Raw genomic sequence first — 25098 nt, 5'->3', positions numbered from 1 at the left:
ATTCATTTGAGGTGACGATATGACAGAACAGTATGCCATTGAGTGTAGGCAGATCACGAAAGCATTCGGAAGCGTCGTGGCGAACGATAAGATTGATCTGACCGTCCGGTACGGCGAGATTATGGCACTTTTGGGAGAAAATGGTTCCGGTAAGACAACGCTCATGAACATGCTTTCCGGTATCTACCACCCAGATGCCGGTTCGATTCTGGTTGGAGGAAAAGAAGTCTCCATAAATTCGCCGGTAGATTCGAGAAATTTAGGAATAGGTATGATTCATCAGCATTTCAAACTGGTGGATGTGTTCAGTGCGATGGATAATATCGTGCTGGGAACCAAGGGAAAACGGCTGGGAAGAAAGGCGTTGCGGGAAAAAATTGAAGCGCTTGGACAGTCATTTGGACTTGAAATTGAACCGGAGAAAAAGGTCTACGACATGTCGGTCAGCGAGAAGCAGACGGTCGAGATCCTGAAGGTATTATATAGAGGCGCCCAGATCCTGATTCTGGACGAGCCAACGGCAGTCCTGACGCCGCAGGAGACGGAGCGGCTGTTTAAAATCCTGCGCCGGATGCGGGAACAGGGCTGTGCGATTATTATTATTACCCATAAATTAAATGAGGTTCTTTCTATCAGTGACCGTGTCACGATTCTGCGAAAAGGAAAGAGCATCGAGACGGTGGAAACTGCCGGATGTGATGAGAAGAAACTTACGGAGCTTATGGTTGGACGACCAATCAGCCTGAATATCGAGCGCCCGGAGCTGGAGAAGAGAGAGACTATTTTGAAGATTGTCGATCTGACCGTCGATAAGAGTGACGGCGGCGTGGCGCTGGATGATATTTCTTTTGAGATTAAAACAGGCGAGATTCTGGGCGTTGCCGGTGTTGCCGGAAGCGGCCAGAAAGAACTCTGCGAGACGCTGACTGGGTTGATGGACGCGAAAAAGGGCGCTATTTTGTACCGTAAGGAAAATATCATCGGTAAGACTCCGGCGGAGATCATCCGCCTCGGAATCAGCATGAGTTTCGTGCCGGAGGATCGTCTCGGCATGGGACTGGTTGCTTCAATGGGTATGGTTGATAATATGCTGCTCAAGTCCTATTCGGAAGGGAAAGGATTGTTTGTAGACCGGAAACCGGCGAGGGAGATGGCAGAACGCCTGATCGGAGAACTGGGAATCGTGACGCCGGGCGTTGATACGCCGGTGCGTATGATGTCGGGGGGAAATGTCCAGAAGGTACTTTTGGGACGTGAGATTGAGTCGAGCCCGCAGGTGCTGATCACGGCTTACCCGGTGCGAGGGCTTGATATTAATTCTTCCTATCTGATTTACGACCTCCTGAATCAGCAGAAGAAAAAGGGCGTGGCGGTTGTCTATATCGGTGAGGATCTGGATGTGCTTCTGGAGCTTTCAGACCGGATCATGGTACTCTGCCATGGAAAGATCACGGGTATCGTGGATGCGAAGAAGCTCACGAAAGAACAGCTGGGACTGATGATGACCGGTACCGAGGCGGGCGAGCTGGGGCTGGATAAGAGTATGGCATCCGAAAAGAAGGAGGAACAGGCATGAAAGAACCGTGGATCCGCGTTGTAAAAAAGGCGGAACTTGGAAAAAGAGAAACATTGATCCTCCGTCTGGAGGCGATCGTGCTGGCTCTGGTGGCAGGCGGATTCTTTATCCTGCTGATTGGGCAGAATCCATTTGTCATTTATCAGACGATTGTAACCGGAGCGCTGCGAAGCGAGATGGCGATACAGGCGACGGTCAAAATCATGATTCCACTTTTGATTGCGTCGCTGGGCGTGACGCTGGCATTTAAAATGAAATTCTGGAACATCGGAGCCGAGGGACAGATCATTATGGGCGGTATTTTTGCCTCGTATTTTGCACTGTTCCATGCGAACTGGAATCACTGGCTGCTGGTGATCGTGATGTTTTTGGCAGGCGCGATCGGCGGAGGTCTGTGGGGACTCATTCCGGCGTGGTTTAAGACCCGGTATGATACGAACGAGACGCTGTTTACGCTGATGTTAAACTATATCGCGCTGAATGTCATCGTATTTTTGAGAGAGGGCGCATGGCGTGACCCAGGTTCCCAGGGATATGCGAAGATTGCCCGTTTCAATAAGAATGCGGCGCTCGATAAGGTGTTCGGCATCCAGTTCGGCTGGGTGATTGCGCTGATTCTTGTGGTAGTGATAGCGGTTTACTTAAATCGTTCCAAGCAGGGATATGAGATCAGCGTTGTGGGAGAGAGCCAGGAGACAGCCCGCTATGCCGGCATGAATGTAAAAAAAGTGGTTCTGCGGACGATGTTTCTGTCTGGCGCTGTCTGCGGCATCGGCGGCATGGTGCAGGCGACCGGTTCGGATGTCACGCTGACGACGGCAGTTGCCGGAGGGGTCGGATTTACGGCGATCATCGTGGCATGGCTGGCACAGTTGAATCCGCCGGTGATTCTGCTGGTTACCTTTTTGTTCAGCGTGCTGGAAAAAGGAAGCAGCGTAGTTCAGTCTTCATTCGGATTGTCCTCGGACTGCGCGGATGTGCTGCAGGGAATCATCCTGTTCTTCATTCTGGGATGTGAACTGTTTATACGGTATCAATTTGTATTTCACGGAAAAGGAGGTACACGCGCATGAGCAGCGAGATCGTAATTAAATTTCTGGTGGCGGCTGTATTGGCGGGTACGCCTTTCCTGTTTGGCACGGTTGGCGAAATTTTGAGTGAGAAGGTCGGACACCTGAATCTGGGCGTCGAGGGCATGATGTCGATTGGCGCGTGCGCCGGATTCATGGTCGGCTATCAGACGGATAACTTTGTTGCGGCGCTGTTAGCTGCGGCGGTGGCTGGAATGCTGTCGGCATTGATTTACGGTGTTTTGACTGTCACATTTATGGCAAATCAGAACGTAACGGGATTGACCCTGACGATTTTCGGCGTCGGATTAGCCAATTTTATCGGCGTCTTTATGCTGGAAAAATCAGAGAACGGCACCCTGAAACTTCCGGATGCGGTGACGGCACAGATGCGTAACATCCACATCCCGGGACTCAGTGATCTGCCGGTGGTCGGAGAATTATTATTTTCCTATAACCCGTTCGTTTATCTTGGAATCATCATCGCGATTGTGGCGAGTTTCTACTTATATAAAACACAGGTTGGTTTAAATGTGCAGGCGATCGGAGAAAATCCGGGCGCAGCAGATGCGGCAGGTATCGAAGTTACAAAGTGGAGATACATTAATATCCTGCTATCCGGTGCGATCTGCGGTATCGGCGGCGCATATTGCTCGATGATCATCAACGGCGGCGTGTGGCTGCGCGACAGCGTCGGCGGTCTTGGCTGGATTTCCGTTGCCCTCGTTATCTTCGCGGCGTGGAAGCCGATCAATGTTATTTACGGTTCCTTTATTTTCGGGGCTCTGCGCGTGCTGAAATACTATGTGCCGAAAAACACGTATGCGATTCCAACGGCATTTTTCGATGCCCTTCCGTTCATTATCACCGCATTGGTGCTGGTGATCGCGTCGATGCGTAAGAATAAAGGGGCACATATCCCGGCGCATCTGGGCGAGAATTATTTCCGGGAGGAACGGTAGGAAAATGAAGGGGAACTTATAGGATTTGTGGGAGGGCTGCAAAAAGTAGTCACATGAAATAATAAGGGAAGCCCTTGATAGGTGATGTCAGATGGCGGCTTGAGATGATAGGACGACATCAGAAATGATATAGAAATAATAGAAAAGACGGTTGTTTGTCAAAGATTTTAAAGGGATAGAACAGAAAGATCGGACGAAAACCGTCTTTTTCTGTTTGAAATGGAAGGAAAGGTTATAAAACGATGTGGCAGGTTCGGAAATTCAGAAGATAAAAGGAAGAATTTGAAAAATGAATTTCGGACATAGAAAGGCTGATGGGAGGAAAATCTATGATTGCATCGAAACAGATTGCAGAAAATTATGTGGAGACGGGCAGAAAAAAGGCGGAACTTCCGGTGTCTCATATGCTGATACTCGGCTTTTTCGCCGGAATGTTCATCGCGCTGGCAGGCGCAGGGGCGTCGGTTGCCTCGGCAGCAATGACAAATGCCTCGGCATCGCGGATTGCTTCGGCACTCGTATTCCCGGCAGGATTGGCGCTGGTGGTCTGCACCGGGGCGGAACTTTTCACTGGGAACTGCCTGATGACGATCTCGGCGCTGCAGAAACGGATTTCCGTGGGCGGGCTGTTTAAAAATCTTCTGTTTGTCTATCTGGGAAATCTGATTGGCGCGATCTTTGTGGCGGTTTTATTTGTCTACGGGCATATTCCAAGCCTGTACGGTGGCGATCTGGCGCAGGTTCTTCTGAATACAGCCGTTTCCAAGGTGACCCTGACTCTGCCGGAGGTGCTGTGCCGTGCGATCCTCTGTAATGTGCTGGTTTGTATTGCAGTCTGGGCGGCGATGAGCTCCGAGCAGGTATCTGGCAAAATTCTGGCGCTTTATCCGCCGGTGGCGATTTTCATTCTCTGCGGCTTCGAGCATTGCATCGCCAATATGTTTTACATCCCGGCGGGGCTGATGATCATGGGCGAGTACGGTCTGGCAGCGGAAGGGCTGACGATCGGAACCTTTATTCTCAATAATCTGATTCCGGCTACGATCGGAAATATGATCGGCGGGATGCTGGTGATTGGAGGCGGGTACTGGCTGGTGTATCTTCGGGGAACGAAAAATCGTGAAATAAAATGAATGCGTGAAAAAATGAAATAGGGCGAAAGGGTATTTTTGTCTGGTCTCCATGTTAGGTTTGGAGTCGGGCGGAGGTGCCCTTTTTGTATTAGAATTGATGAAAAGTTTGACTTCTATTCCCAAGGAATATCTATGTTTAGCTGATTCAATTTTATCAAACAGAACAAATGTTTGCAAAGACTTTTGGAATGTGTTATACTAAGCATAATTACAGGGAAGACTGTGACTATAATGACTATAAAATAAGTCAGCAGCGACATGATAAAACAGAGCAGAGTCAATGATAATTGAGGTACAGATATGGCGAAGCAATATATAAAGATACGAGGTGCCAATGAGCACAATCTGAAAAACATTTCCATTGATATTCCGAGAAATGAGCTGGTTGTCCTGACCGGACTTTCTGGTTCGGGTAAATCATCTCTGGCATTTGACACGATCTATGCCGAAGGGCAGCGGCGGTATATGGAGTCCCTGTCGTCCTATGCGCGTCAGTTCTTAGGTCAGATGGAAAAGCCGGATGTCGAGAGCATCGAGGGCTTGTCTCCGGCGATCTCTATCGACCAGAAATCGACGAACCGGAATCCGCGTTCGACGGTCGGCACAGTGACGGAGATCTATGATTATATGCGTCTTTTGTACGCACGGATCGGTATTCCGCATTGCCCGAAGTGCGGTCGTGAGATCCGCCGCCAGACGGTCGATCAGATGGTTGACCAGATCATGGCGCTGCCGGAGCGCACAAAGATCCAGCTTCTTGCCCCGGTCGTACGCGGGCGGAAAGGACGCCACGAGAAAGTGCTGGAGCAGGCAAAGAAGAGCGGCTATGTCCGTGTGCGGGTGGACGGCAGCTTATACGAGCTTTCCGAGGAGATCACGCTGGATAAAAATATCAAGCACAATATTGAGATTGTGGTCGATCGCCTGGTGGTCAAGCCGGGGATTGAGAAACGCCTTTCGGATTCGATTGAAACGGTCATGGGTCTCTCCAATGGTCTGATGCTGACCGATACGGCGGTGCGGGATGAAAACGGCGAAGAAAAGCACGATACCCTGACGTTCAGCCAAAATTTTTCCTGCCCGGACTGCGGTATCAGCGTGGATGAGGTCGAGCCGCGCAGCTTCTCTTTCAACAACCCATTTGGTGCGTGCCCGGACTGCTTCGGTCTGGGATATAAGATGGAGTTTGACGAGGATCTGATGATTCCAGACAAGAGCCTGAGCATCAATCAGGGTGCGATCACGGCGATGGGATGGCAGTCCTGCACGGACAAAACGAGCTTTTCCGGCGCGATCTTAAATGCATTGGCAAAAGAATACGATTTCAGTCTGGATACCCCGTTTGAAGATTATCCGAAGGAGATCCATGATATTTTAATTTACGGAACCGGCGGCAAGGTTGTGAAGGTGTATTACCGTGGACAGCGTGGCGAGGGAATTTATGATATTGCCTTTGAGGGGTTGATTCAGAGCATGAACCGCAAATACCGTGAGACGTTCTCTGATTCAATGAAGGCGGAATATGAGACATTTATGCGGATCACGCCGTGTCCAGCCTGCAAGGGGCAGCGATTAAAGAAGGAATCTCTGGCAGTCACGGTTGGTGGGAAAAATATTTTCGAGGCGACCGATATGTCGATCGTCAAATTCCGCGAATTTATCGATGCGCTGGAGCTGACGCCGATGCAGCAGGCGATTGGTGCACCGATTTTGAAAGAAATTCGGGCGAGAATCAGCTTTCTTATCAATGTCGGTCTGGAATATCTTTCCCTGTCGCGTGCGACTGGCACGCTGTCCGGAGGCGAGGCGCAGCGAATCCGCCTGGCAACCCAGATCGGATCCGGTCTGGTCGGTGTGGCATATATTCTGGACGAGCCGAGTATCGGACTTCACCAGCGGGACAACGACAAGCTTCTGGATACCCTGAAACACCTGCGGGATCTGGGAAATTCAGTTCTGGTGGTTGAGCATGACGAGGATACGATGCGCGCGGCAGACTGTATCGTGGACATCGGTCCGGGCGCGGGCGAACACGGCGGCGAGGTCGTGGCGATCGGCACAGCGGAAGAGATCATGAAAAATGAAAAATCGATCACCGGCGCATATTTGAGCGGGCGCATTCAGATTCCGGTGCCGTCCGAGCGGAGAAAACCGGCCGGCTGGCTGACGGTGAAAGGCGCAGCGGAAAATAATCTTAAAAATATTGACGTCAAATTCCCGCTGGGCGTGATGACCTGCGTCACCGGCGTTTCCGGTTCGGGAAAGAGCTCACTTGTCAATGAGATTCTTTATAAAGCGTTGGCAAAGAAGCTGAACCGAGCACACACGATTCCGGGAAAACATAAATCCATCGAGGGCGTCGAGCAGCTTGATAAGATTATCGCGATCGACCAGTCTCCGATCGGGCGGACGCCGCGTTCCAATCCGGCAACCTATACGGGGGCATTTGATCTGATCCGGGATCTGTTTGCGGCATCTACGGATGCCAAGGCAAAAGGCTACAATAAAGGACGTTTCAGCTTCAATAAAAAAGGCGGGCGCTGTGAGGCGTGCTCCGGCGACGGCATCATCAAGATCGAGATGCATTTCCTGCCGGATATCTATGTGCCGTGTGAGGTCTGCGGCGGCAAGCGCTATAACCGGGAAACGCTGGAGGTCAAATATAAGGGGAAAAGCATCTATGATGTCCTCAATATGACGGTCGAGGAGGCGATGAAATTCTTCGAAAATGTGCCGTCCATACACCGGAAGATTGCGACACTCTACGATGTAGGACTTTCCTATATCCGTCTGGGACAGCCATCCACCGAGCTGTCCGGCGGCGAAGCCCAGCGAATCAAGCTGGCGACGGAGTTGAGCAAGCGTGGAACCGGCAAGACGATCTATATTCTGGACGAACCGACTACGGGACTTCATTTTGCCGACGTACACCGTCTGATTGAGATATTAAGACGTTTGTCGGATGGTGGAAATACCGTGGTTGTCATTGAGCATAACCTGGATGTCATCAAAACTGCTGACTACCTGATCGACATCGGACCGGAAGGCGGCGAGGGCGGCGGAACCGTGATTGCGAAAGGAACACCGGAAGAGGTGGCAGCGACGCCGGGATCGTATACGGGGAAGTATGTGAAGAAATATTTAAATGTTTAGGACAATAAGCGGGAATCCTCGGCAATTCAATTACCGAGATGAAAGCGCAGGGTGTGCATATCTGCACAATGCAAATAGTATAATAATTCTCATCCTTTGCTCTCAGTTGAGAAGCCCCCACCTCTTTAGGTGCGAGTAATAACAAATTTGTCTCAGTGGGAGTTAGGTCTCCGATTGAGATAAACGCTCCGCGAGGATGCGCAGTGATTCTGCATAGAATATGCATTTTTACTTGCGGATAGGAATTTTCTGCACTGAAAATTCCGTACGATATCATACTGATAGCGGATTTTGCCGATGCTTCGCTGACCAGAATCACGCGCCAAGTCTCACGGATGTTCGACTTGAATTGAATCGAAAAGCATTTTTCTGGAAAAAGTGCCTGAAAATACCGTAAAAATGGCTTGTCTTTAATTGCCGGGTATTTTATAATAAAAGTTACAGGAATTGACAGGAAGAGAACGTGGTATAGCTGCTGAACAGATTGCGACGGTTATTTTTCGATTGGCGGCGATGGGGCTGGAACGGAGTGATTACCTGCGGCAGCAGTATGACTGTTACAGTTCACATGTTGTGCAAGCGTGTGACCATAAATCCTGGAAGTTGATTCGAAGCTACAAGTTGATGAAGTACGGATCGCAGCATAAAATTATAGGAGGAATACTCGTGGAGAAAGAGATGATCATTGTACTGGACTTTGGCGGACAGTACAATCAGTTGATTGCCAGAAGAGTAAGAGAGTGCAACGTATATTGTGAGGTTCATCCTTACACCCTGCCGCTGGAAAAAATCAAAGAGATGAACCCGAAGGGTATCATTTTCACCGGCGGACCGAACAGTGTATACAAGGAGGAATCTCCGAGATGTTCAAAGGAAATCTTTGATCTGGGAATCCCGGTACTGGGTATCTGCTATGGCGCACAGCTGATGTCCTACCTGTTAGGTGGCGAGGTTGCCACAGCACCGGTCAGTGAATACGGAAAGACTGAGGTAGAGGTAGACACAACATCTAAGCTGTATGAGGGTGTATCCCCGAAGACCATATGCTGGATGAGCCATACCGACTATATTTCCAAGATGCCGGAAGGTTTCCGTGTGACAGCCCATACTCCGGTCTGCCCGATTGCAGGTATGGAAAATGAAGAAAAAGGCTGGTACGGCATTCAGGCACATCCGGAGGTACTTCATACACAGGAAGGCTCCAAGATGCTGCATAACTTCGTATACAGTGTCTGCCATTGTGCAGGTGACTGGAAGATGGATGCGTTCGTAGAGAAATCCATCGAAGAAATCCGTAAAAAAGTAGGAAATGGTCGTGCCCTTCTGGCTCTGTCCGGCGGTGTAGACTCTTCCGTAGCAGGCGTCCTGATGGCGAAAGCGATCGGCGACCAGCTGACCTGCGTATTCGTCGATCACGGTCTGCTTCGTAAAAACGAGGGTGACGAGGTAGAGGCAGTATTTGGTCCGAACGGTCCGTACAAGCTGAACTTCATCCGTGTCAATGCACAGCAGCGTTTCTACGACAAGCTGGCAGGTGTAACCGATCCGGAGCGCAAGCGTAAGATCATCGGCGAAGAGTTCATCCGCGTATTTGAGGAAGAAGCAAAGAAGATTGGCAAAGTAGATTACTTCGTACAGGGTACGATTTACCCGGATGTAATTGAGTCCGGTCTTGGAAAATCCGCTGTTATCAAGTCCCACCACAACGTAGGCGGACTTCCGGAACACGTAGATTTCAAGGAGATCATCGAGCCGCTGCGTATGCTGTTTAAAGATGAGGTCCGCCGCGCCGGTCTGGAGCTTGGTATTCCGGAAAATCTGGTATACCGTCAGCCGTTCCCGGGTCCGGGACTTGGCGTTCGTATCATCGGTGAGGTAACCGCAGAGAAGGTACGCATCGTACAGGATGCAGACGCTATCTACCGCGAGGAGATCGCAAAAGCAGGTATCGACCGCACACTCGGTCAGTACTTTGCAGCCCTGACCAATATGCGTTCCGTAGGCTGCATGGGCGATGTCAGAACCTATGACTATGCCATCGCACTTCGTGCCGTCCTCACATCCGACTTCATGACCGCAGAATCCGCAGAACTTCCGTGGGAAGTACTTGGAAAAGTCACAAGCCGAATTGTCAATGAGGTAAAAGGTGTAAACCGCGTACTGTATGATTGTACGGGGAAACCGCCGGCTACGATTGAGTTTGAATAAATCGAGTTGCTTAAAAAAGCCAGTGTTTATGCGGGTTTCAGCGATTTCGATTAGTCTTTTGATAACAAATTGATAACAGTCATAGCAAGTGCCATTATTCTTGTTATCCAGTGGTTTATGGGTAACGGAACAATTAACAGGTGGCTTGCAGACTAAAGTTCGGAGCTTGGCTCTGAACAAATTCCATATTATAAACTAAGCCCTTAGCTGTGGTTAATAACCATAGTTAAGGGCTTTTTTGTCGTTGCCAAAGCATCTGTAGGGAGCTGCCAGTGGCAGGTCCTGTAGGTGCTTATTTATCTTTCAAGTGGTCTTTGAATGCTTCCACGAGAGCGTCACTTAATTCCTGTGATGGAACTTTTGCCCAACGCTGTGTGGTGTCGAACTCTGGATAATGGTAACGCCAGTTATCGTATTCTTCTCTGTTGATTTCTTCGGAAGATAGCTTGTCTGCCTGTTCTTTCCAAGCATACAGCATTTTGAGGAGTTCATATGCTTCTCTGCCTTTGTCCTTGTTGACCTTTAAGCATACCTCTCCGTCTGCTTCACTGACAGTAAGACCGTAAATATCTTCAAGGGTAAACAGAGTGTGCATAAGACCGATATAGCTGTCTATGTCAGGAACATCAAGAGCCTGTGGAGAAACATCAAGCACCTGTGCCAATGCATTTGTAAGGTCTGCTTTCGGTTTGCGTGTACCAGTTTCGTACTGTGCCAAACGCACATCAGCACTCTTTTCTGGAAAACCGATTGCTGTACCGAGATACTTTTGTGTCATACCACGCATTAGTCTGAAAAAATGTATTCTTTCGCTGATAGCCATAATGATACGCTCCTTTTATATTTAGTGAAATAAGTATAGCAGAAATGTTTAGTGGAAGTCAAGAAAAACCGAAACAAAAATGCTTAATATTTTCTTTGCAACCACTTGACAATAGCAAATATGTTTAGTAAAATAAATTACGAATTAAACAAATATGCTTAATGCGACAACTGAATGACCGTCCGAAAAGCCAAACCGCCAAGACCTCGTCGGAGCAAGTTCCGTATCGTTCGCTTGTGTGCAAGCACAAAAGCTCATTCGCTGCACTGCTCCTCCTCTTCCCCAAAAGTCTCCGACTTTTCGGGAACCCCTATACGAGCGAGCGCCTGATGTACTGCGGTGCATTGGGACAGCACAGCGCCTGCCGACAAGCAGGAGTGCCTGTTGGAACTTTAACACGGAGAAAGCGGCAAGCAAAAAATTATTTTAAGAAAGGAAGAAAAAGGATATGGAAAACAGATTTATCCGAGCCGAAGATGTGGCTCAGGAACTAAACGTATCAAAACCTTATGCATATAAACTCATCAGACAATTAAATGAGGAATTGAAAGCAAAGGGCTTTATTACGATTGCAGGGCGTGTAAATCGCCAGTATTTTTACGAAAGGCTCTACGGAGCAGGAAAGGGGGAAATGTAAATGCCGGTATTTAAGAATGAAGATAACGGTACTTGGTATGTGATGGCAAGGTATGTGAACTGGAAAGGGGAACGCAAGCAGAAATGCAAGCGTGGCTTTGCTACCAAACGAGAAGCACAGGAATGGGAAAGAATGTTCAAATTGCAGACTTCTTCAGACCTTGATATGAGTTTTGAAGCCTTTACGGAGCTTTATATCAATGATGTGAAGAACCGTTTGAAGGAAAACACGTGGCTTACCAAAGAGCATATCATACGCACAAAGATACTTCCGTATTTCGGGAAACTGAAAATCAGCGAGATTTCCACAAAGGAGATTATTACTTGGCAGAATGAAATGCTTGCCTATCGTGATGAGAAGAAAAAGCCTTATTCACAGACGTATCTGAAAACGCTGCACAATCAGTTGTCCGCCATTTTCAATCACGCTGTCCGCTACTATGAACTGCGTTCCAATCCTGCGGCAAAGGTGGGAAATATGGGACGTGAGGAACACAAGGAAATGCTGTTCTGGACAAAGGAAGAATACAAGAAATTCTCTTTTGAGATGATGGACAAGCCTGTTTCCTTTTATGCGTTTGAAATGCTTTACTGGTGCGGTATCCGAGAGGGCGAGCTGTTAGCTTTGACTCCGGCAGATTTCAACTTTGATAAGGAAACAGTCACAATCAATAAATCCTATCAGCGTTTGAAAGGGCAGGATGTGATTACTTCTCCGAAAACGAAAAAGAGCAACCGCACGATTAAAATGCCGAAGTTTCTGTGTGAGGAAATGAAAGAATATCTCGGTATGCTTTACGGATTGAAGAAGAAAGACCGTATCTTTACGGTGACGAAAAGCTATCTTCATCACGAGATGGACAGAGGGGCAAAGGCGGCAGGCGTGAAGCGTATCCGCATTCACGATCTCCGTCACAGCCACATTTCACTCTTGATTGATATGGGCTTTTCTGCGGTGGCGATTGCTGACCGAGTTGGTCACGAAAGTATTGATATTACTTATCAGTACGCACACCTCTTTCCGTCAAAGCAGATTGAGATGGCAGAAAAATTAGATGATTTAGGGAAAGGAGATTTTGAAAATGTCAGCTAAGAACAGAGATAACAAAAATCGTTGGAGGAATATCACAGTAGGGTTTCGAGTATCGCCCGAAGAAAACGAACTCATTAACAGAGCTGTAGCTCTATCAGGATTGCCAAAACAGGAGTATTGTTACCGCCGTTGCTTAAATCAGGATGTGGTGGTACAGGGCAATCCGAGAGTGTATAAGGCGTTGAAAACGGAATTTGCCACAGTCCTTGCGGAACTGAAAAGGATTGAAGCAGGAAAAGGTGTGGATGATGAACTGCTGAGTGTAATAGAACTGATTTCCATTATTCTCGGCGGTTTGAAAGGAGAGGATGCGAATGGAGAATAAAAAAGAAATGACTATTCCAAATGTATCTGCGGCAACAGATGCGGAACAGTCACTTTCCAAATGTACTGACAATAGTATAGTCAATCAGGATACGGATTTCAAGGGGTACGAGCAATCTTTTGAAGAAATGCAAAGGGAAATACTCAGACAGTTAGACCCTTCCTATCTGAAAACAGTATCAATGACAACGCTGTATGATACGGTGTTTGAGGTTCAGACACCACTTATCGACGGTCTGCTCCAAAGGGGAACTTACCTTTTCGTAGGTTCCCCGAAAGTGGGAAAGAGCTTTATGATGGCACAGCTTGCCTATCATATCAGCACAGGCACACCGCTTTGGGAGTATAAGGTGCGTAAGGCAACGGTGCTTTATTTTGCCCTTGAAGATGATTACCCACGTTTGCAGAAGCGATTGTTTCAGATGTTCGGTGCAAAGGAGACAGGCAATCTGTATTTCGCAACGGAATGTAAAACGGTCAATGGCGGACTGGAAGAACAGATAAGAGGGTTTATGAGGGAACACCCAGACACAGGCTTGATTATCATAGACACCTTAAAGCGTGTGCGTGAAGCAGGCGGAGCAGATTACAGCTACGCAAGTGATTATGATGTTGTGGCAAGGCTGAAAGCGTTGGCAGACAGTTACAAGGTTTCAATGCTTATTGTTCATCATACACGCAAACAAAAATCGGAAGATATATTCGATATGATTTCAGGCACGAATGGTCTGATGGGTGCGGCAGACGGTGCATTTGTTCTCAGTAAGGACAAGCGTACTTCCAACAATGCCACACTTGATGTTGCTGGCAGAGACCAGCAGGATATGAAAATCCATCTTGTAAGGGACAGCGAGCGATTGGTGTGGAACTTTGCAAAATCGGAAACGGAGATGTGGAAAGAACCGCCCGAACCTCTGCTTGAGAAGATAGCGGATACGCTCTTTTCGGAAAGTGACAGATGGGAAGGAACTGCTTCGGAACTTTGCGAAAGGCTTGCGGTGGATATAAAGCCGAATGTACTTTCTTTAAGGCTCAGTATCAACGCAAGCAGGCTGTTTCGTGATTACGGTATCCGTTATCAGAACAGCCGCACACACGACGGAAGAAAGGTTTCACTTTGGAAAGAAACCGAGCAGACGGCGTGACAAACGGTGTCAAAGGTGTCAATGTTTTTGAGAGCAGCACGCTGTGAAAAACATTGTCACCATCGTCACACTTTGACACCGGATAAAGTTTAGGGGAGTGTGCAGAGAGTGCCTTTTCAAAGGCGGCTCTTTGGTCTCGCCTGCTGGCTCGGTCGGTTCGCAGGCGTGTGTGCCACCGGCACACGCTCACCCCTCGGAGAGCCTTCGGAGCGCAAAACCTGTTTACAGGTCGCATTTTTGATGGGTGTACCCGTCAAAAGTGCTTTTGCGTTACTTTTGACAAAAGTAACAAACCTGAGAATGTTGAAATTTACAGATGGGAGATGAAAAAATGCAGAGAACGATAAGTGCAATGGTCGGTAAAGGCTCGGTCAATCACAATAGCCGAAAGTTCCGAGCAGAAAATGTAGACGGAACTCGTACTCATCTCAATATCGACTACTGCAATGAAAATATAAAGACAGTTTATCACGAATTGTTTGATGAAGCATTGGAAAGATACAATGCCAAGCAGATAAGGTCAGACCGAAAGATAAAAGATTATTATGAAAAAATCCGAAGTTCCAAGCAGGAAAAACCGTTCCACGAAATCATTTTACAGGTGGGCGGTAAGGGAAATATGAACGCCGATACGGAAAACGGAGAACTGGCAAAGCAGATTTTAGATGAATACTATCAGGGTTTTCAGGAGCGAAATCCACAGCTTCGGGTGTTCTCGGCTCATCTGCATATGGATGAAGCTACACCACATCTGCACATAGATTTTGTACCTTTTACCACAGGCAGCAAGCGTGGACTTGATACAAGAGTGTCACTAAAGCAGGCTCTTGCAACGCAAGGTTTTAAGGGCGGCAGTCGTGGCGATACGGAGTGGTCGCAATGGATACAGTCCGAAAAAGAACAGCTTGCGGCGGTGATGGAACGTTATGGGATTGAGTGGGAACATTTAGGCACACACGAAAAACATCTTTCTGTTTTGGATTATAAAAAGCAGGAAAGAGAAAAAGAAGTGGCGGCATTAGGTGCGAAAATCGAGCAGAAACAGATTGAATTTGATGTGTTGTCGGAACGAGTATTGAACTATGATAAGGCAAAAGACGAGCTGTCAAATCTTGAAATAGAGCTTGATACTGCACCGAAATATCAGTTGCCAGAACCAGAGAAATTTATGACTGCAAAGGCATATAAACCAAAATGGCAGAGCCGGTTGTAAGGAAATTGAAGCAACTTGTCAAAACGGTGCTTGCCCGCTGCTTTGAGGGGTGGGACAACTATCATAGGCTGAATACAGCGAATGCACAGTTATACCGCACCAATCAGCGTTTGGAGAAAGTCAATGAAAGATTGACCGAAGAAAACAAAATCCTAAAAGCAGAAAATAAAGATTACAGCCTGCTCCGTAAGGTTTTTGGTCGCAAACAGATAGATGATTTGTTGGAGCAGGCAAGAACAGTTAAAGGTCGCAAGCGTGATAATACACGATCACGATAGACAAAAATCACAGGAGGAAAAGGAAAATGACAAAGACAATTTTTGAAGAAATGGGCGGAACTTATAGACAGGTGGGTGATTATTTATTGCCGAACATCACAGTACCAGCCGAAGAAGAAATAGAGCCGATTGGTTTATGGGGGAAACGACATGCAAGGCATTTAAAGGAACACTATAAAGTGTTATATATGAACCTGCTGACAAGCGGAAAGCTGCATAGTTATCTTGCAGAAGTCGATAAGCAAGCAGAGGATATGTTTCTTCGACTGGTAAAGGAATATGCCGACAGACAAGATGTGACGGAACAATTAAAGAAAGATAATCCCTACGAATGGATTGGAAGAATGAATAATATTCAGGCTTGTGTGAGGGAAGTTGTAGGAACGGAGTTGATTTACACATAAGCGTTTTACGGTATGGTGCTCCTGCGTTTGCTGGAGTGCTGTGGTTGTGGTTGTAAAGAGGTTGTGAAAGATTGAATTTCGTAATGGTTGGATGTATAATTAGGAAGTGAAAATTTTAATTTGCACTTCCATAAGGTGAAATGTATTGACACAAAAAATACAGTATGATAGTATTGCCATTAGAAGAAAGAAAGGCACATTTTGTGTAAGGTGAGGAAATGATTAATAGATAATTTGATTTAAGTAAGACACATATAGTTATTGAGCCTGTAGAGAATAGGTTTGTTTTGTGTACGCTTAAGTTGGATTATCGCAAGAGGCATTTCCTTTGTTTTCCTTTTGGAAAAGAAATAAGGGTCTATTTAGCGAGTCTATTTTTGCGTATGCAAAAAAGACTCGTTTTTGTGTGTTCAAAATAATAATTGGCTCAGACTTCGAAAAGGAGAAACTTTAATGTTGCAGATAAAAAAATTAAATTTAACACATAAAAAAGACCTGAGAATAATTCTTAATGATTTCAACCTTGTGCTAAATGATGGAGATAAGGCAGTTATTATTGGAGAAGAGGGAAATGGGAAATCGACATTAATGAAGTGGATATACAATCCGTCGCTTGTAGAAAACTATATAGAAGCAGATGGGGAAAGGATAATGGGACACGAACGTCTTGGTTATCTTCCGCAGGAGATGCTCGATGAAGATAAGGAAAAAACAATATACGAATATTTTTCTGAAGAGGAAATATTCTGGGAGAAAACGCCTAAAGAATTGTCTGTTATTGCGGGAAAATTTGGAATGAAAAATGATTTTTTCTACAGTAACCAGACAATGGGTAGTCTTTCAGGAGGCGAAAAAGTCAAGACACAACTTATGAGGCTTTTCATTCGCGATGTTTCTGTGCTGTTGTTGGACGAACCTTCCAATGACATCGACATTGCGACGCTTACATTACTGGAAAAAATCATAAATGACTGGAAGCACATTGTGCTTTTTATTTCACACGATGAAACGCTGATAGAGCGTACTGCCAACATGGTGATACATATCGAGCAGATTATACGAAAAACAAAGGCGAGATATACCGTGGCAAAGCTTCCCTATAGACGCTATGTGGAAGAACGGCTTCATAAATTTGAAATCCAAAAACAGCGGGCACTGAGTGACCGTAGGGAGAAAAAGATTCGCGATGAAAAATATCAAAGAGTTATGCAGAGTGTACAAGGTGCATTAAGAAGTTGTACCAGACAAGCACCGTCTGTTGCCAAAAACTTAAAGGACAAAATGCATACGGTTAAGGCAATGGAACGAAGATTTGAAAAAGAAGATGAAAATATGACTCAGATGCCGGAACAGGAAGAAGCAATCTTTGTCAAATTAGGGGATGAAAACTCACACATTCCCGCAGGAAAAACGGTCATAGAATATGAACTTTCAAAGCTTGTGACTCCGGATGGCAAAAGAATTTTAGCAGAAGGAATTCATTTAAAAATAAAAGGTTCAGAAAAAATCTGTATGATAGGAGCCAACGGGGCAGGAAAAACGACTCTTCTAAAAAAGATAGCGGAAGAACTCCTAAATCGGAATGACATTAAAGCAGAATATATGCCTCAAACTTATGAAGACCTGCTGGATTTGGATGTTACACCGGTTGATTACCTTGATAAAACAGGAGATAAAGAAGAGCGTACAAGAATTAGAACATACCTTGGTTCACTTAAATACACACCAGATGAAATGGAGCATCCGATTCGGGAGTTATCAGGCGGACAAAAGGCGAAAGTGCTTCTCTTGAGGATGAGCTTAAGTGGTGCAAATGTTCTTATTCTGGATGAACCGACAAGAAATTTTTCACCATTGTCCGGTCCGGTAATAAGAAAAATGCTCCGAGAATTTCCGGGGGCTGTCATTAGCATTTCTCACGATAGAAAGTATATTGAAGAGGTGTGCGATAAAATATATCAGCTAAATCCTAATGGATTACAGCTAATTGGTGATTGATAACAAAAAGGATGAAAGACTGACAAATTTCAGGCTTTTAGTGAGTTGGAAAGCATACAAAGATTTGAATTTGGAGGATAGATTATGGTACGTACAGAAGATGCATGTGAAATTATAAAATATGCTTTGCAAAACGAAATTAAAGTATATTTAGATGGCGGATGGGGTGTTGATGCACTTCTTAAAAGAGAATCAAGAATACACAATGATATTGATTTGTTTGTTGAACTGAAACATTATCATGATTATATTTATGTGATTAAGCAGCATGGATTTGAGGAAGTAAATACTGATTATACAACGGATGGTCATACTGTCTGGAAAGATGATAAACAAAGAATCATTGATTTACATTGTTTTGAATTTACAGATGACGGAATTGTTTATGAGGGAGATATATTTCCATCAAAAACTTTTTCCGGTATTGGAAAAGTTGGAGATATAACTGTTTCTTGTATTGAACCATTGAGTCAGGTAATGCTTCATTTGGGATATGAACACGATAAAAATGATGTGCATGATGTGATGCTGTTGTGTGAAACATTTCAAATAGCAATACCAGATGAATATAAGGAAAAGTAAAATTTCAGTTTTGTGTTGAATCTCTAAGCAAAATAGCTTATAATTTGACATGCTACATATAGTTATTATCCACAGTTATCGAGTAGGTGTTATCAATGCCGATAACAAAATGATAACATTAGCTCGTATAGGCAGGATAATATGGATATATCAAATAATCAAAAGAACGAGAAACATTACAGAGAATAATTCCTAAACAAAAAGCGTTAGTCTTTGTAGAGTTTGAATAGTCCACACAGTCACGAGAAACCAGTATTTATGCGGGTTGCAAGCAAATTTGCTTAGTGATTGGCAACAAAATGGCAACATTTTGTAATTATTCAAAAGATATAAATTTTATTTCATAACGTATATAAAGAAACCTTACTGATTTTCAGAAGTAAAAAAACTGAATATCGGTAAGGTTTTTCTAGTCTCTTCTTTTATTTTTCTTTTTTAGTCAATTCTTTTACGAGGTAATTACTCAGCTCCTGAGATGGTACCTTGGCACGTTTCTGGTAAGTATCCAGTTCCGGGTACTTATATCTCCATTCATCATATTCTTCCTTGCTGATTTCACCGTTTTCCAGTTTGTCAGCTTGTTCCATCCATGCACGAAACATTTCATCGACAGATGAGCCGGGAGCAGATATGGAAGAGTCAAGGCAGAGATGAGGTTGTCCATCTACATTTTTTACCTTCAGATCATACATATCTTCCAGTGCAAATAGTGTATGCATCAGCCTATATGGGTATCAATATCGGGCACGGTTAAAGCATGTGTGTTGACACCAAAGATCTGAGACATTTGTTTTACAAGATCAATCTTAGGAACTCTGGCTTCAGATTCATACTGAGCCATGCGGACATCTGAGGTTTTTCCCATGAATCCCAGTTGTTCTCCGAGTTGCTTTTGTGTCATGCCGATGCGGTTACGAAAATATTTGATACGTTGTCCGATTGCCATTTTTGTTTGCCTCCTTATAGTAGTCATTCGTGTTGTCATAATTAATTGTGATAGAAAATAAAACAATTCTGTTTAGGTTCAGTATAGCATGAGCACTTTCGGATAGCAAGAAGAACTTAAACAAAAAAATTTAATATTCTCATAAAATCACTTGACTTAAATTAAAATGTTTAGTATTATGCGAATGCAATAGCTTAAACAAATTACGTTAATATAGAGAGGAGAGATGCGATGTGACGAACAGAACTTTTATGACAGTAGAAGAAGTTGCAGCGGATCTGGGAGTTTCCAAGTCTTATGCTTATAAGATTGTCAAACAGTTAAATGATGAATTACAGAAGCTGGGTTATCTTACGGTAGCTGGCAGAGTAAACACCAATTATTTCCGCAAAAAAGTATGTTACAGCGAAGTGTAAGAGAGAGGAGAATTTGTATGAGTATTTACAAAGATAATGCCACTGGAAAGTGGCGAGTGGTCTATCGTTATACTGATTGGACAGGGGAAACACACCAGTCGTCGAAAAGAGGATTTCCTACAAAACGAGAAGCACAGATGTGGGAACGAGAGCTACTGCTGAAGAAAGAAGCCAAACTGGATATGACCTTCGAAAGCTTTTACGAGATTTATGTGGAGGATATGCAAAATCGAATTCGTGATAACACCTGGGGAACGAAGACAAATATTGCCAGAACTAAAATTCTTCCTTATTTCGGAAAGCGTAAGATGGGGGAAATTGAGCCAAGAGATATTATTGTATGGCAGAATGAACTGCTAGCGATCCGTCAGCCAAATGGAAAACCGTATTCCGCTGCTTATCTGCAGAAAATTCACAGTCAGTTAAGTGCTATTTTCAATCATGCAGTAAATTTTTATCATCTTCCATCTAATCCGGCACAGAAAGCCGGAAATATGGGAAAAGAGGAACACAGGGAAATGCTGTTCTGGACAAAAGAAGAATATCTGAAATTTGCAGATGTCATGATGGATAAGCCTGTTTCCTATTATGCGTTTGAAATACTTTATTGGTGTGGGCTTCGCATGGGCGAGTTATTAGCAATTACACCAGCAGATTTCAATTTTGAAACGCATACACTACGGATTAACAAGTCCTATCAGAGACTGCATCGGGAAGATGTGATTACACCGCCAAAGACATTAAAAAGTAATCGAACCATTAAGATGCCACAGTTTTTGTGTGATGAGATGCAGGATTATCTGAAAATGCTGTATGAGCCGAAAGAGGACGAACGGATTTTCACAATTTCCAAATCTTATCTGCATCATGAAATGAACAGAGGCTCAAAAATATCTGGGGTGAAACGAATTCGAGTGCATGACTTGAGACATTCCCATGTATCGTTATTAATCAATATGGGATTTACGGTATTAGCAATCGCAGACCGAATGGGACATGAGAGCATTGATATCACTTACCGATATGCACATCTGTTTCCAAGTGAGCAGACACAGATGGCAGAACAGCTGGATATTGAAAGGATGGAAAAATCAAATGGAGAAAAATCTGGACAGTAAAGGAAGATGGAGAAACAAAATCGTAGCATTCCGGGTATTACCGGAAGAAGCAGAGCAGATTGATGCATGTGTCCGGTTGTCAGGACTCAGCAAGCAGGAGTATATCACAAAACGATTAACTGATCGGGAAATTGTGGTACAGGGAAATCCAAGAGTGTATAAAGCATTGCGAAATCAGATGGCAGAGATTTATGACGAGCTGAAACATCTGGAAAAGTGCAGTGATGAGAATGAGGAATTGCTGAGTACCCTGCGATTGTTTGCAGAAATCTTAAACGGAGTGAAAGGGGAAAAGGAATGACAGCAAAAGAAAAAATGACTGTTCCGGTAACATCTGTTGGCGCAGATGTGGAACAGCCATCAAGTAATAAATTAACTAACCAAAGTATAGCAGATTTGCCCGGTAAGGGCAATCTGCAAGCCACAAATAATGCGGAAAATACAGCAAAATCAGTAAATAAAAGGAATCCGGATGAACTGGAAACAGTTTCTATGATGGAATTGTATGATACGGCATATCCGCCAAAGCTGCCAATCGTAGATGGACTTTTGTATAACGGAACGTATCTGTTTGTAGGTTTACCGAAAATTGGAAAATCTTTCTTTATGGCACAGATTGGGTATCACATTAGTAAAGGAATTCCATTGTGGGGATTTTCGGTGAGACAGGGAACGGTTCTGTATCTGGCACTGGAAGACGATTATGCAAGGTTGCAGAAACGATTATCACAGATGTTCGGAATGGAAGGCAGTGAGAACTTTTATTTTGCTACAAAGTCCAAATCATTAAATGCCGGATTGGAACAACAGCTTGTGCAGTTTGTAACAGAGCATAAGGACGCAAGGCTCATTATTATTGATACGCTTCAAAAAGTCCGGGAGGTTGGTGGAGATAAATTCAGCTACGCCAGCAACTATGAGATTGTGACGAAGCTGAAAGCATTCAGTGACCATTATGGAATCTGCTTTCTGGTGGTGCATCACACAAGAAAAATGGAATCCTCAGACAGCTTTGATATGATTTCCGGTACGAATGGACTGCTGGGAGCGGCGGATGGAGCATTCGTCATGCAGAAAGAAAAACGGACAGATAACAAGGCAGTTTTGGAGGTGGCAGGAAGAGACCAACAGGATCAGAAGCTGTACTTGAATTTTAATCGAGAAAGATGCGTCTGGGAATTAACTAAAACAGAAACAGAACTTTGGAAAGAACCAGAAGATCCATTGCTTGAAAAAATCAAAGAACTGGTAACAGACGAACAGCCGGAATGGACGGGAACAGCAACGGAACTGGTAAAACTTCTGCAGGTAGAGATGCAGCCTAACGCATTATCAAGAAAATTGAATGTCAGCCTGGAACGACTGCTTCTGGAATATGGAATCCAGTATAAAACAGAGCGAGGACATGATGGAAGAAAAATCAGACTGACTTTTGTAGGAACAACAGCGTGACGATATGTGACGGTTGTGACGGTATTTTAGATAGCGTGTCGGTAGTGAAAATATCGTCACTATCGTCACGACCGTCACGGAAAGGAAAAATATGGAGAAAAAAACGCAGGTACAGATACCAAAAGATTTGCTGTTAGCTCTGTTTCAGTACCATCTTGCCGGAAATGAAGATTATTTACCGGAAATTGAAAAAGCATTGATGGAAAAGCTGGACAGCATGGTAAAACGAGAGCTTTATACAACTTTTAAAACAGCAGCAACAGAGGAAGAACGGGAAAAGGCAAGGCAGGAATATTTGGATAAATGCGGAGTACCGGAGAGTTTTCGCTGGTAACAATTCTGCTTGATTACTTTATAACAGGAGCGTGACACGCACCTGTAGATAGCAGACAAGGAGAAGTCTGGAATGTGAAGTCGAAAGTGTGTTGGAAACCCGGAAAATGATGGATAAAGGAGAACGATGCAATGAGAGAAGGAAGATTAGGATATAACTGTGAAAATGGTAGATATGGATTACTGGTAATGGATTTGTGGATTGATACAGGATTTCATTGCGGAGAATGTATGGAAGTACTGGTGGACGACCAGTGGGTACAGACAAGAATGGAAATGAATCTGGCGAGAGAATGGTATCTGGTAGGAACACCATACTGCGGAGATCTGGAATATATTCGGGCAAGAATACCAGATTAAATCTGACAGGGAAATAGAAGAAAGCGAAATAGATAATCTGTTGTCAGAAAGAAAAAATAGCCCGGATACGGGCATAAAAACTGGGCGGATACGCCCAAGATGAAAAGCATAAGCCGGACAGTAGTTGTTACAGGCAGTATTTATCAAAGCCCTCGGCGCTTGAGAGCGAAATACACCCATCGCACAAAAATGTGTTTTATGCTCAAGGGTATTTCGCTGCCGGGAGCTAAAATGCCGGATACGGCAATAAGTTCGTAAACGAATGCCTGAGCATCCACTCACAAAAAATATAGCAGAATTTACTTTGCCGGAGACAAGGAGGGAGTGCCTATCGGAAGAAACTCATTTATTCAAATGACAAAACTAAGCAATGTAAAAGGCAGGATCACTTATATATCCAGTCATGCAAAACAGGAAAACCTTTATGCGGTTTATGAAACCACAGAACGGAAATTCTGGCGGGAACTTGCAAAATGTAATCAGGAAGAATTTGCAAAAAGTGGAACAGAAGGAAAATGTATTGAGGCAAGAGAATTGATCATTGCTTTGCCAGAGAGTTTTACAGAATATCAGCCGGACAGACTGCTGCAGCTTTTTACAAATCATTTTAAACAGAATTATGGAGCGGAGTGTATCGCTGCTTTGCACCACAATAAAAGAAAGACCAATTATCACATTCATTTGATATTTGCAGAACGGAGGCTATTGGATGAACCAATCATTAAGACTGCCAGTAGAAATATGTTTTATGATGAAAATGGAAAACATGTCCGAACCAAGAAAGAAATATTAGGAGAAGACGGAGAAATCCGGGAAGGCTGTCACATTGTAAAGAAGGGCGAGATTTATGAGAAGAAGTTGTTTACAGTTAAAGATGAACGGTTTAAAAGCAATTCTTTCCTGGATGAAGTGAAGCGTTCCTATACTGATCTGATTAATCTTTATATGAAAGATGAAAACCAGAAGCTGCAGGTATTTCAACGTGGCAGTGTTTATCTTGCAACAAAGAAAATTGGAAAGTGTAATCCTAAGGCATCGGAAATCGAAGCGAATAATCGGAAACGCCAGGAATGGAATCGGGCAGTTGATATGGCACTGATCAGTGGCATTCCAGAACCACAGATTATGGAAGTGAAACAAAAAAGGATTTCAGAACCAATCAAGAGTGCAATTTCCCGGAAAGGAAGAAAACCAAACTTATTTGCAAAAGTTGTTACGATGGCGATTGAGGCATTGGAACTGATGATAGAAAGCGTACTTGTGAAAAAGTATAAGGAATCATTGGAACAGAAAGAAGAATTACAGAAAACAGATGTTTCTGAAATGCGGACCGTAATGCCAGAAACAGGGCGAACAGAAGCAGAAATTAACGAGCCAGTGGAAAGATTGCCAGAACCGAAACAGCCGGAAATGACAAGAATGGCATCAAAATATCCGAGATTCTATAAGATTTACAATGAACTGGAACAGCAGAATAATGCAATTTATAAGAAAGAGAAACAGCGTTCTGCAAAGAAAAAAGAACTGTCTGAGATCAAAGGCTGGTTTAAAGGAAGAAAGAAAAAAGAATTACAGGAAGAAATTGACGATCTGACAAGCCAGATCAGGAACATGAAAGATTATCTTCCGAAGATTGTACAGAAAGTCGGCTATAGAAATGTACAGGAATTTCTGAAAGACTTCAAAACTGCAAAGCCCGAGTATAGTCAGTATCAGAAGGCAATCGCACAATGGAAACAGGAAACCGGAAAAGAGCCAGAGCCACAGCCACATGGTGTCAGGGAAAAGCTGGCAGCAAACAGAAAGAAAATAGAGCAGGAACAGAAAAACATGCAACGCACCCGAAGCCAGAGTAAGGACCTAGGGGCAAGATAG

General features: G+C 44.5%; 21 protein-coding genes and 2 pseudogenes. 21 read left to right on the top strand and 2 right to left on the bottom strand.

What is annotated here, in order from left to right:
• Positions 1–19 precede the first annotated feature (19 nt).
• The 6 genes from DW085_RS05030 (at position 20) to guaA (ending at position 10102) form a co-directional block, all read left to right on the top strand.
• Positions 20–1576 carry an ABC transporter ATP-binding protein gene (locus DW085_RS05030; RefSeq protein ID WP_118472208.1) on the top strand — a complete coding sequence of 519 codons (1557 nt, stop codon included), beginning with the start codon at positions 20–22 and terminating at the stop codon, positions 1574–1576.
• Entirely contained in the window at positions 1573–2649 is a 1077-nt protein-coding gene (locus tag DW085_RS05025; RefSeq protein ID WP_118472207.1) for an ABC transporter permease, read from the top strand. Before DW085_RS05030 ends, DW085_RS05025 begins: the two co-directional genes overlap by 4 nt.
• A complete protein-coding gene (locus DW085_RS05020) occupies positions 2646–3608 on the top strand; it encodes an ABC transporter permease (RefSeq protein WP_022360158.1) in 963 nt (320 codons plus the stop codon). Before DW085_RS05025 ends, DW085_RS05020 begins: the two co-directional genes overlap by 4 nt.
• A 329-nt stretch (positions 3609–3937) precedes the next feature.
• Positions 3938–4741: a formate/nitrite transporter family protein gene (locus DW085_RS05015; RefSeq protein ID WP_182427373.1), complete on the top strand. Its 804-nt coding sequence runs from the start codon at positions 3938–3940 to the stop codon at positions 4739–4741.
• Positions 4742–5041: 300 nt separating this feature from the next.
• Positions 5042–7894, top strand: coding sequence for an excinuclease ABC subunit UvrA (uvrA, locus tag DW085_RS05010; protein ID WP_118472205.1), 2853 nt, complete (start codon positions 5042–5044; stop codon positions 7892–7894).
• A 666-nt stretch (positions 7895–8560) separates the two neighbouring features.
• Positions 8561–10102 (top strand): glutamine-hydrolyzing GMP synthase, encoded by a 1542-nt coding sequence (guaA, locus tag DW085_RS05005; RefSeq protein WP_117796206.1) that lies wholly within the window; start codon positions 8561–8563, stop codon positions 10100–10102.
• 292 nt (positions 10103–10394) lie between these two features.
• On the opposite strand, the gene DW085_RS05000 is transcribed toward guaA, so the two are convergent.
• Positions 10395–10925, bottom strand: a complete 531-nt coding sequence (locus DW085_RS05000) for a helix-turn-helix transcriptional regulator (RefSeq protein WP_009247529.1) — start codon at positions 10923–10925, stop codon at positions 10395–10397.
• Positions 10926–11373: 448 nt separating this feature from the next.
• On the opposite strand from DW085_RS05000, the gene DW085_RS04995 reads away from it, so the two are divergent.
• From DW085_RS04995 to DW085_RS04960, 8 genes and pseudogenes are all read left to right on the top strand, one after another.
• The gene (locus DW085_RS04995) at positions 11374–11562 is read left to right on the top strand and encodes a transcriptional regulator (RefSeq protein WP_009247528.1); all 189 of its coding nucleotides are present in this window, start codon (positions 11374–11376) and stop codon (positions 11560–11562) included.
• Complete coding sequence (locus DW085_RS04990) at positions 11563–12654, top strand: site-specific integrase (protein ID WP_009247527.1); 1092 nt, start codon at positions 11563–11565, stop codon at positions 12652–12654.
• On the top strand, positions 12644–12979 hold the full coding sequence (locus tag DW085_RS04985; protein ID WP_009247526.1) for a hypothetical protein: 336 nt from the start codon (positions 12644–12646) through the stop codon (positions 12977–12979). The genes DW085_RS04990 and DW085_RS04985 overlap by 11 nt, the downstream gene beginning before the upstream one ends.
• Positions 12969–14123 (top strand): AAA family ATPase, encoded by a 1155-nt coding sequence (locus DW085_RS04980; protein WP_009247525.1) that lies wholly within the window; start codon positions 12969–12971, stop codon positions 14121–14123. The genes DW085_RS04985 and DW085_RS04980 overlap by 11 nt, the downstream gene beginning before the upstream one ends.
• A gap of 352 nt (positions 14124–14475) precedes the next feature.
• A pseudogene (locus DW085_RS04975) lies at positions 14476–15614 on the top strand (plasmid recombination protein).
• A 26-nt stretch (positions 15615–15640) separates the two neighbouring features.
• Positions 15641–16018, top strand: coding sequence for a TnpV protein (locus DW085_RS04970; RefSeq protein WP_009247523.1), 378 nt, complete (start codon positions 15641–15643; stop codon positions 16016–16018).
• Positions 16019–16471: 453 nt separating this feature from the next.
• The gene (locus tag DW085_RS04965) at positions 16472–18016 is read left to right on the top strand and encodes an ATP-binding cassette domain-containing protein (RefSeq protein WP_009247522.1); all 1545 of its coding nucleotides are present in this window, start codon (positions 16472–16474) and stop codon (positions 18014–18016) included.
• A gap of 84 nt (positions 18017–18100) precedes the next feature.
• Positions 18101–18598, top strand: coding sequence for an aminoglycoside nucleotidyltransferase (locus DW085_RS04960; RefSeq protein ID WP_009247521.1), 498 nt, complete (start codon positions 18101–18103; stop codon positions 18596–18598).
• Between the two features lie 422 nt (positions 18599–19020).
• Here the strand turns inward: DW085_RS04960 and DW085_RS04955 are convergent.
• Positions 19021–19544 (bottom strand): annotated as a pseudogene (locus DW085_RS04955) (helix-turn-helix transcriptional regulator).
• Between the two features lie 233 nt (positions 19545–19777).
• On the opposite strand from DW085_RS04955, the gene DW085_RS04950 reads away from it, so the two are divergent.
• The 7 genes from DW085_RS04950 to DW085_RS04920 all read left to right on the top strand — a co-directional run bounded on the left by DW085_RS04950 (position 19778) and on the right by DW085_RS04920 (position 25098).
• Entirely contained in the window at positions 19778–19960 is a 183-nt protein-coding gene (locus tag DW085_RS04950; RefSeq protein WP_118472203.1) for a DNA-binding protein, read from the top strand.
• 17 nt (positions 19961–19977) lie between these two features.
• Positions 19978–21078 carry a site-specific integrase gene (locus tag DW085_RS04945; protein ID WP_118472202.1) on the top strand — a complete coding sequence of 367 codons (1101 nt, stop codon included), beginning with the start codon at positions 19978–19980 and terminating at the stop codon, positions 21076–21078.
• On the top strand, positions 21056–21379 hold the full coding sequence (locus tag DW085_RS04940) for a mobilization protein (protein ID WP_118491646.1): 324 nt from the start codon (positions 21056–21058) through the stop codon (positions 21377–21379). Before DW085_RS04945 ends, DW085_RS04940 begins: the two co-directional genes overlap by 23 nt.
• Positions 21376–22530, top strand: a complete 1155-nt coding sequence (locus tag DW085_RS04935) for an AAA family ATPase (protein ID WP_118472200.1) — start codon at positions 21376–21378, stop codon at positions 22528–22530. Before DW085_RS04940 ends, DW085_RS04935 begins: the two co-directional genes overlap by 4 nt.
• A 91-nt stretch (positions 22531–22621) precedes the next feature.
• Entirely contained in the window at positions 22622–22864 is a 243-nt protein-coding gene (locus DW085_RS04930; RefSeq protein ID WP_118472199.1) for a complexin-2, read from the top strand.
• Positions 22865–22995: 131 nt separating this feature from the next.
• Positions 22996–23223: a DUF5348 domain-containing protein gene (locus DW085_RS04925; RefSeq protein ID WP_118472198.1), complete on the top strand. Its 228-nt coding sequence runs from the start codon at positions 22996–22998 to the stop codon at positions 23221–23223.
• Positions 23224–23547: 324 nt separating this feature from the next.
• A complete protein-coding gene (locus tag DW085_RS04920; protein ID WP_243033934.1) occupies positions 23548–25098 on the top strand; it encodes a MobA/MobL family protein in 1551 nt (516 codons plus the stop codon).

It is taken from the genome of Clostridium sp. AF50-3, from assembly GCF_003477445.1.
In the GTDB taxonomy this organism is placed as follows: Bacteria; Bacillota; Clostridia; order Lachnospirales; family Lachnospiraceae; genus Otoolea; species Otoolea fessa.
The sequence above is the reverse complement of the archived record's forward strand: the minus strand, read 5'-3'. Positions and strand labels throughout refer to the sequence as shown.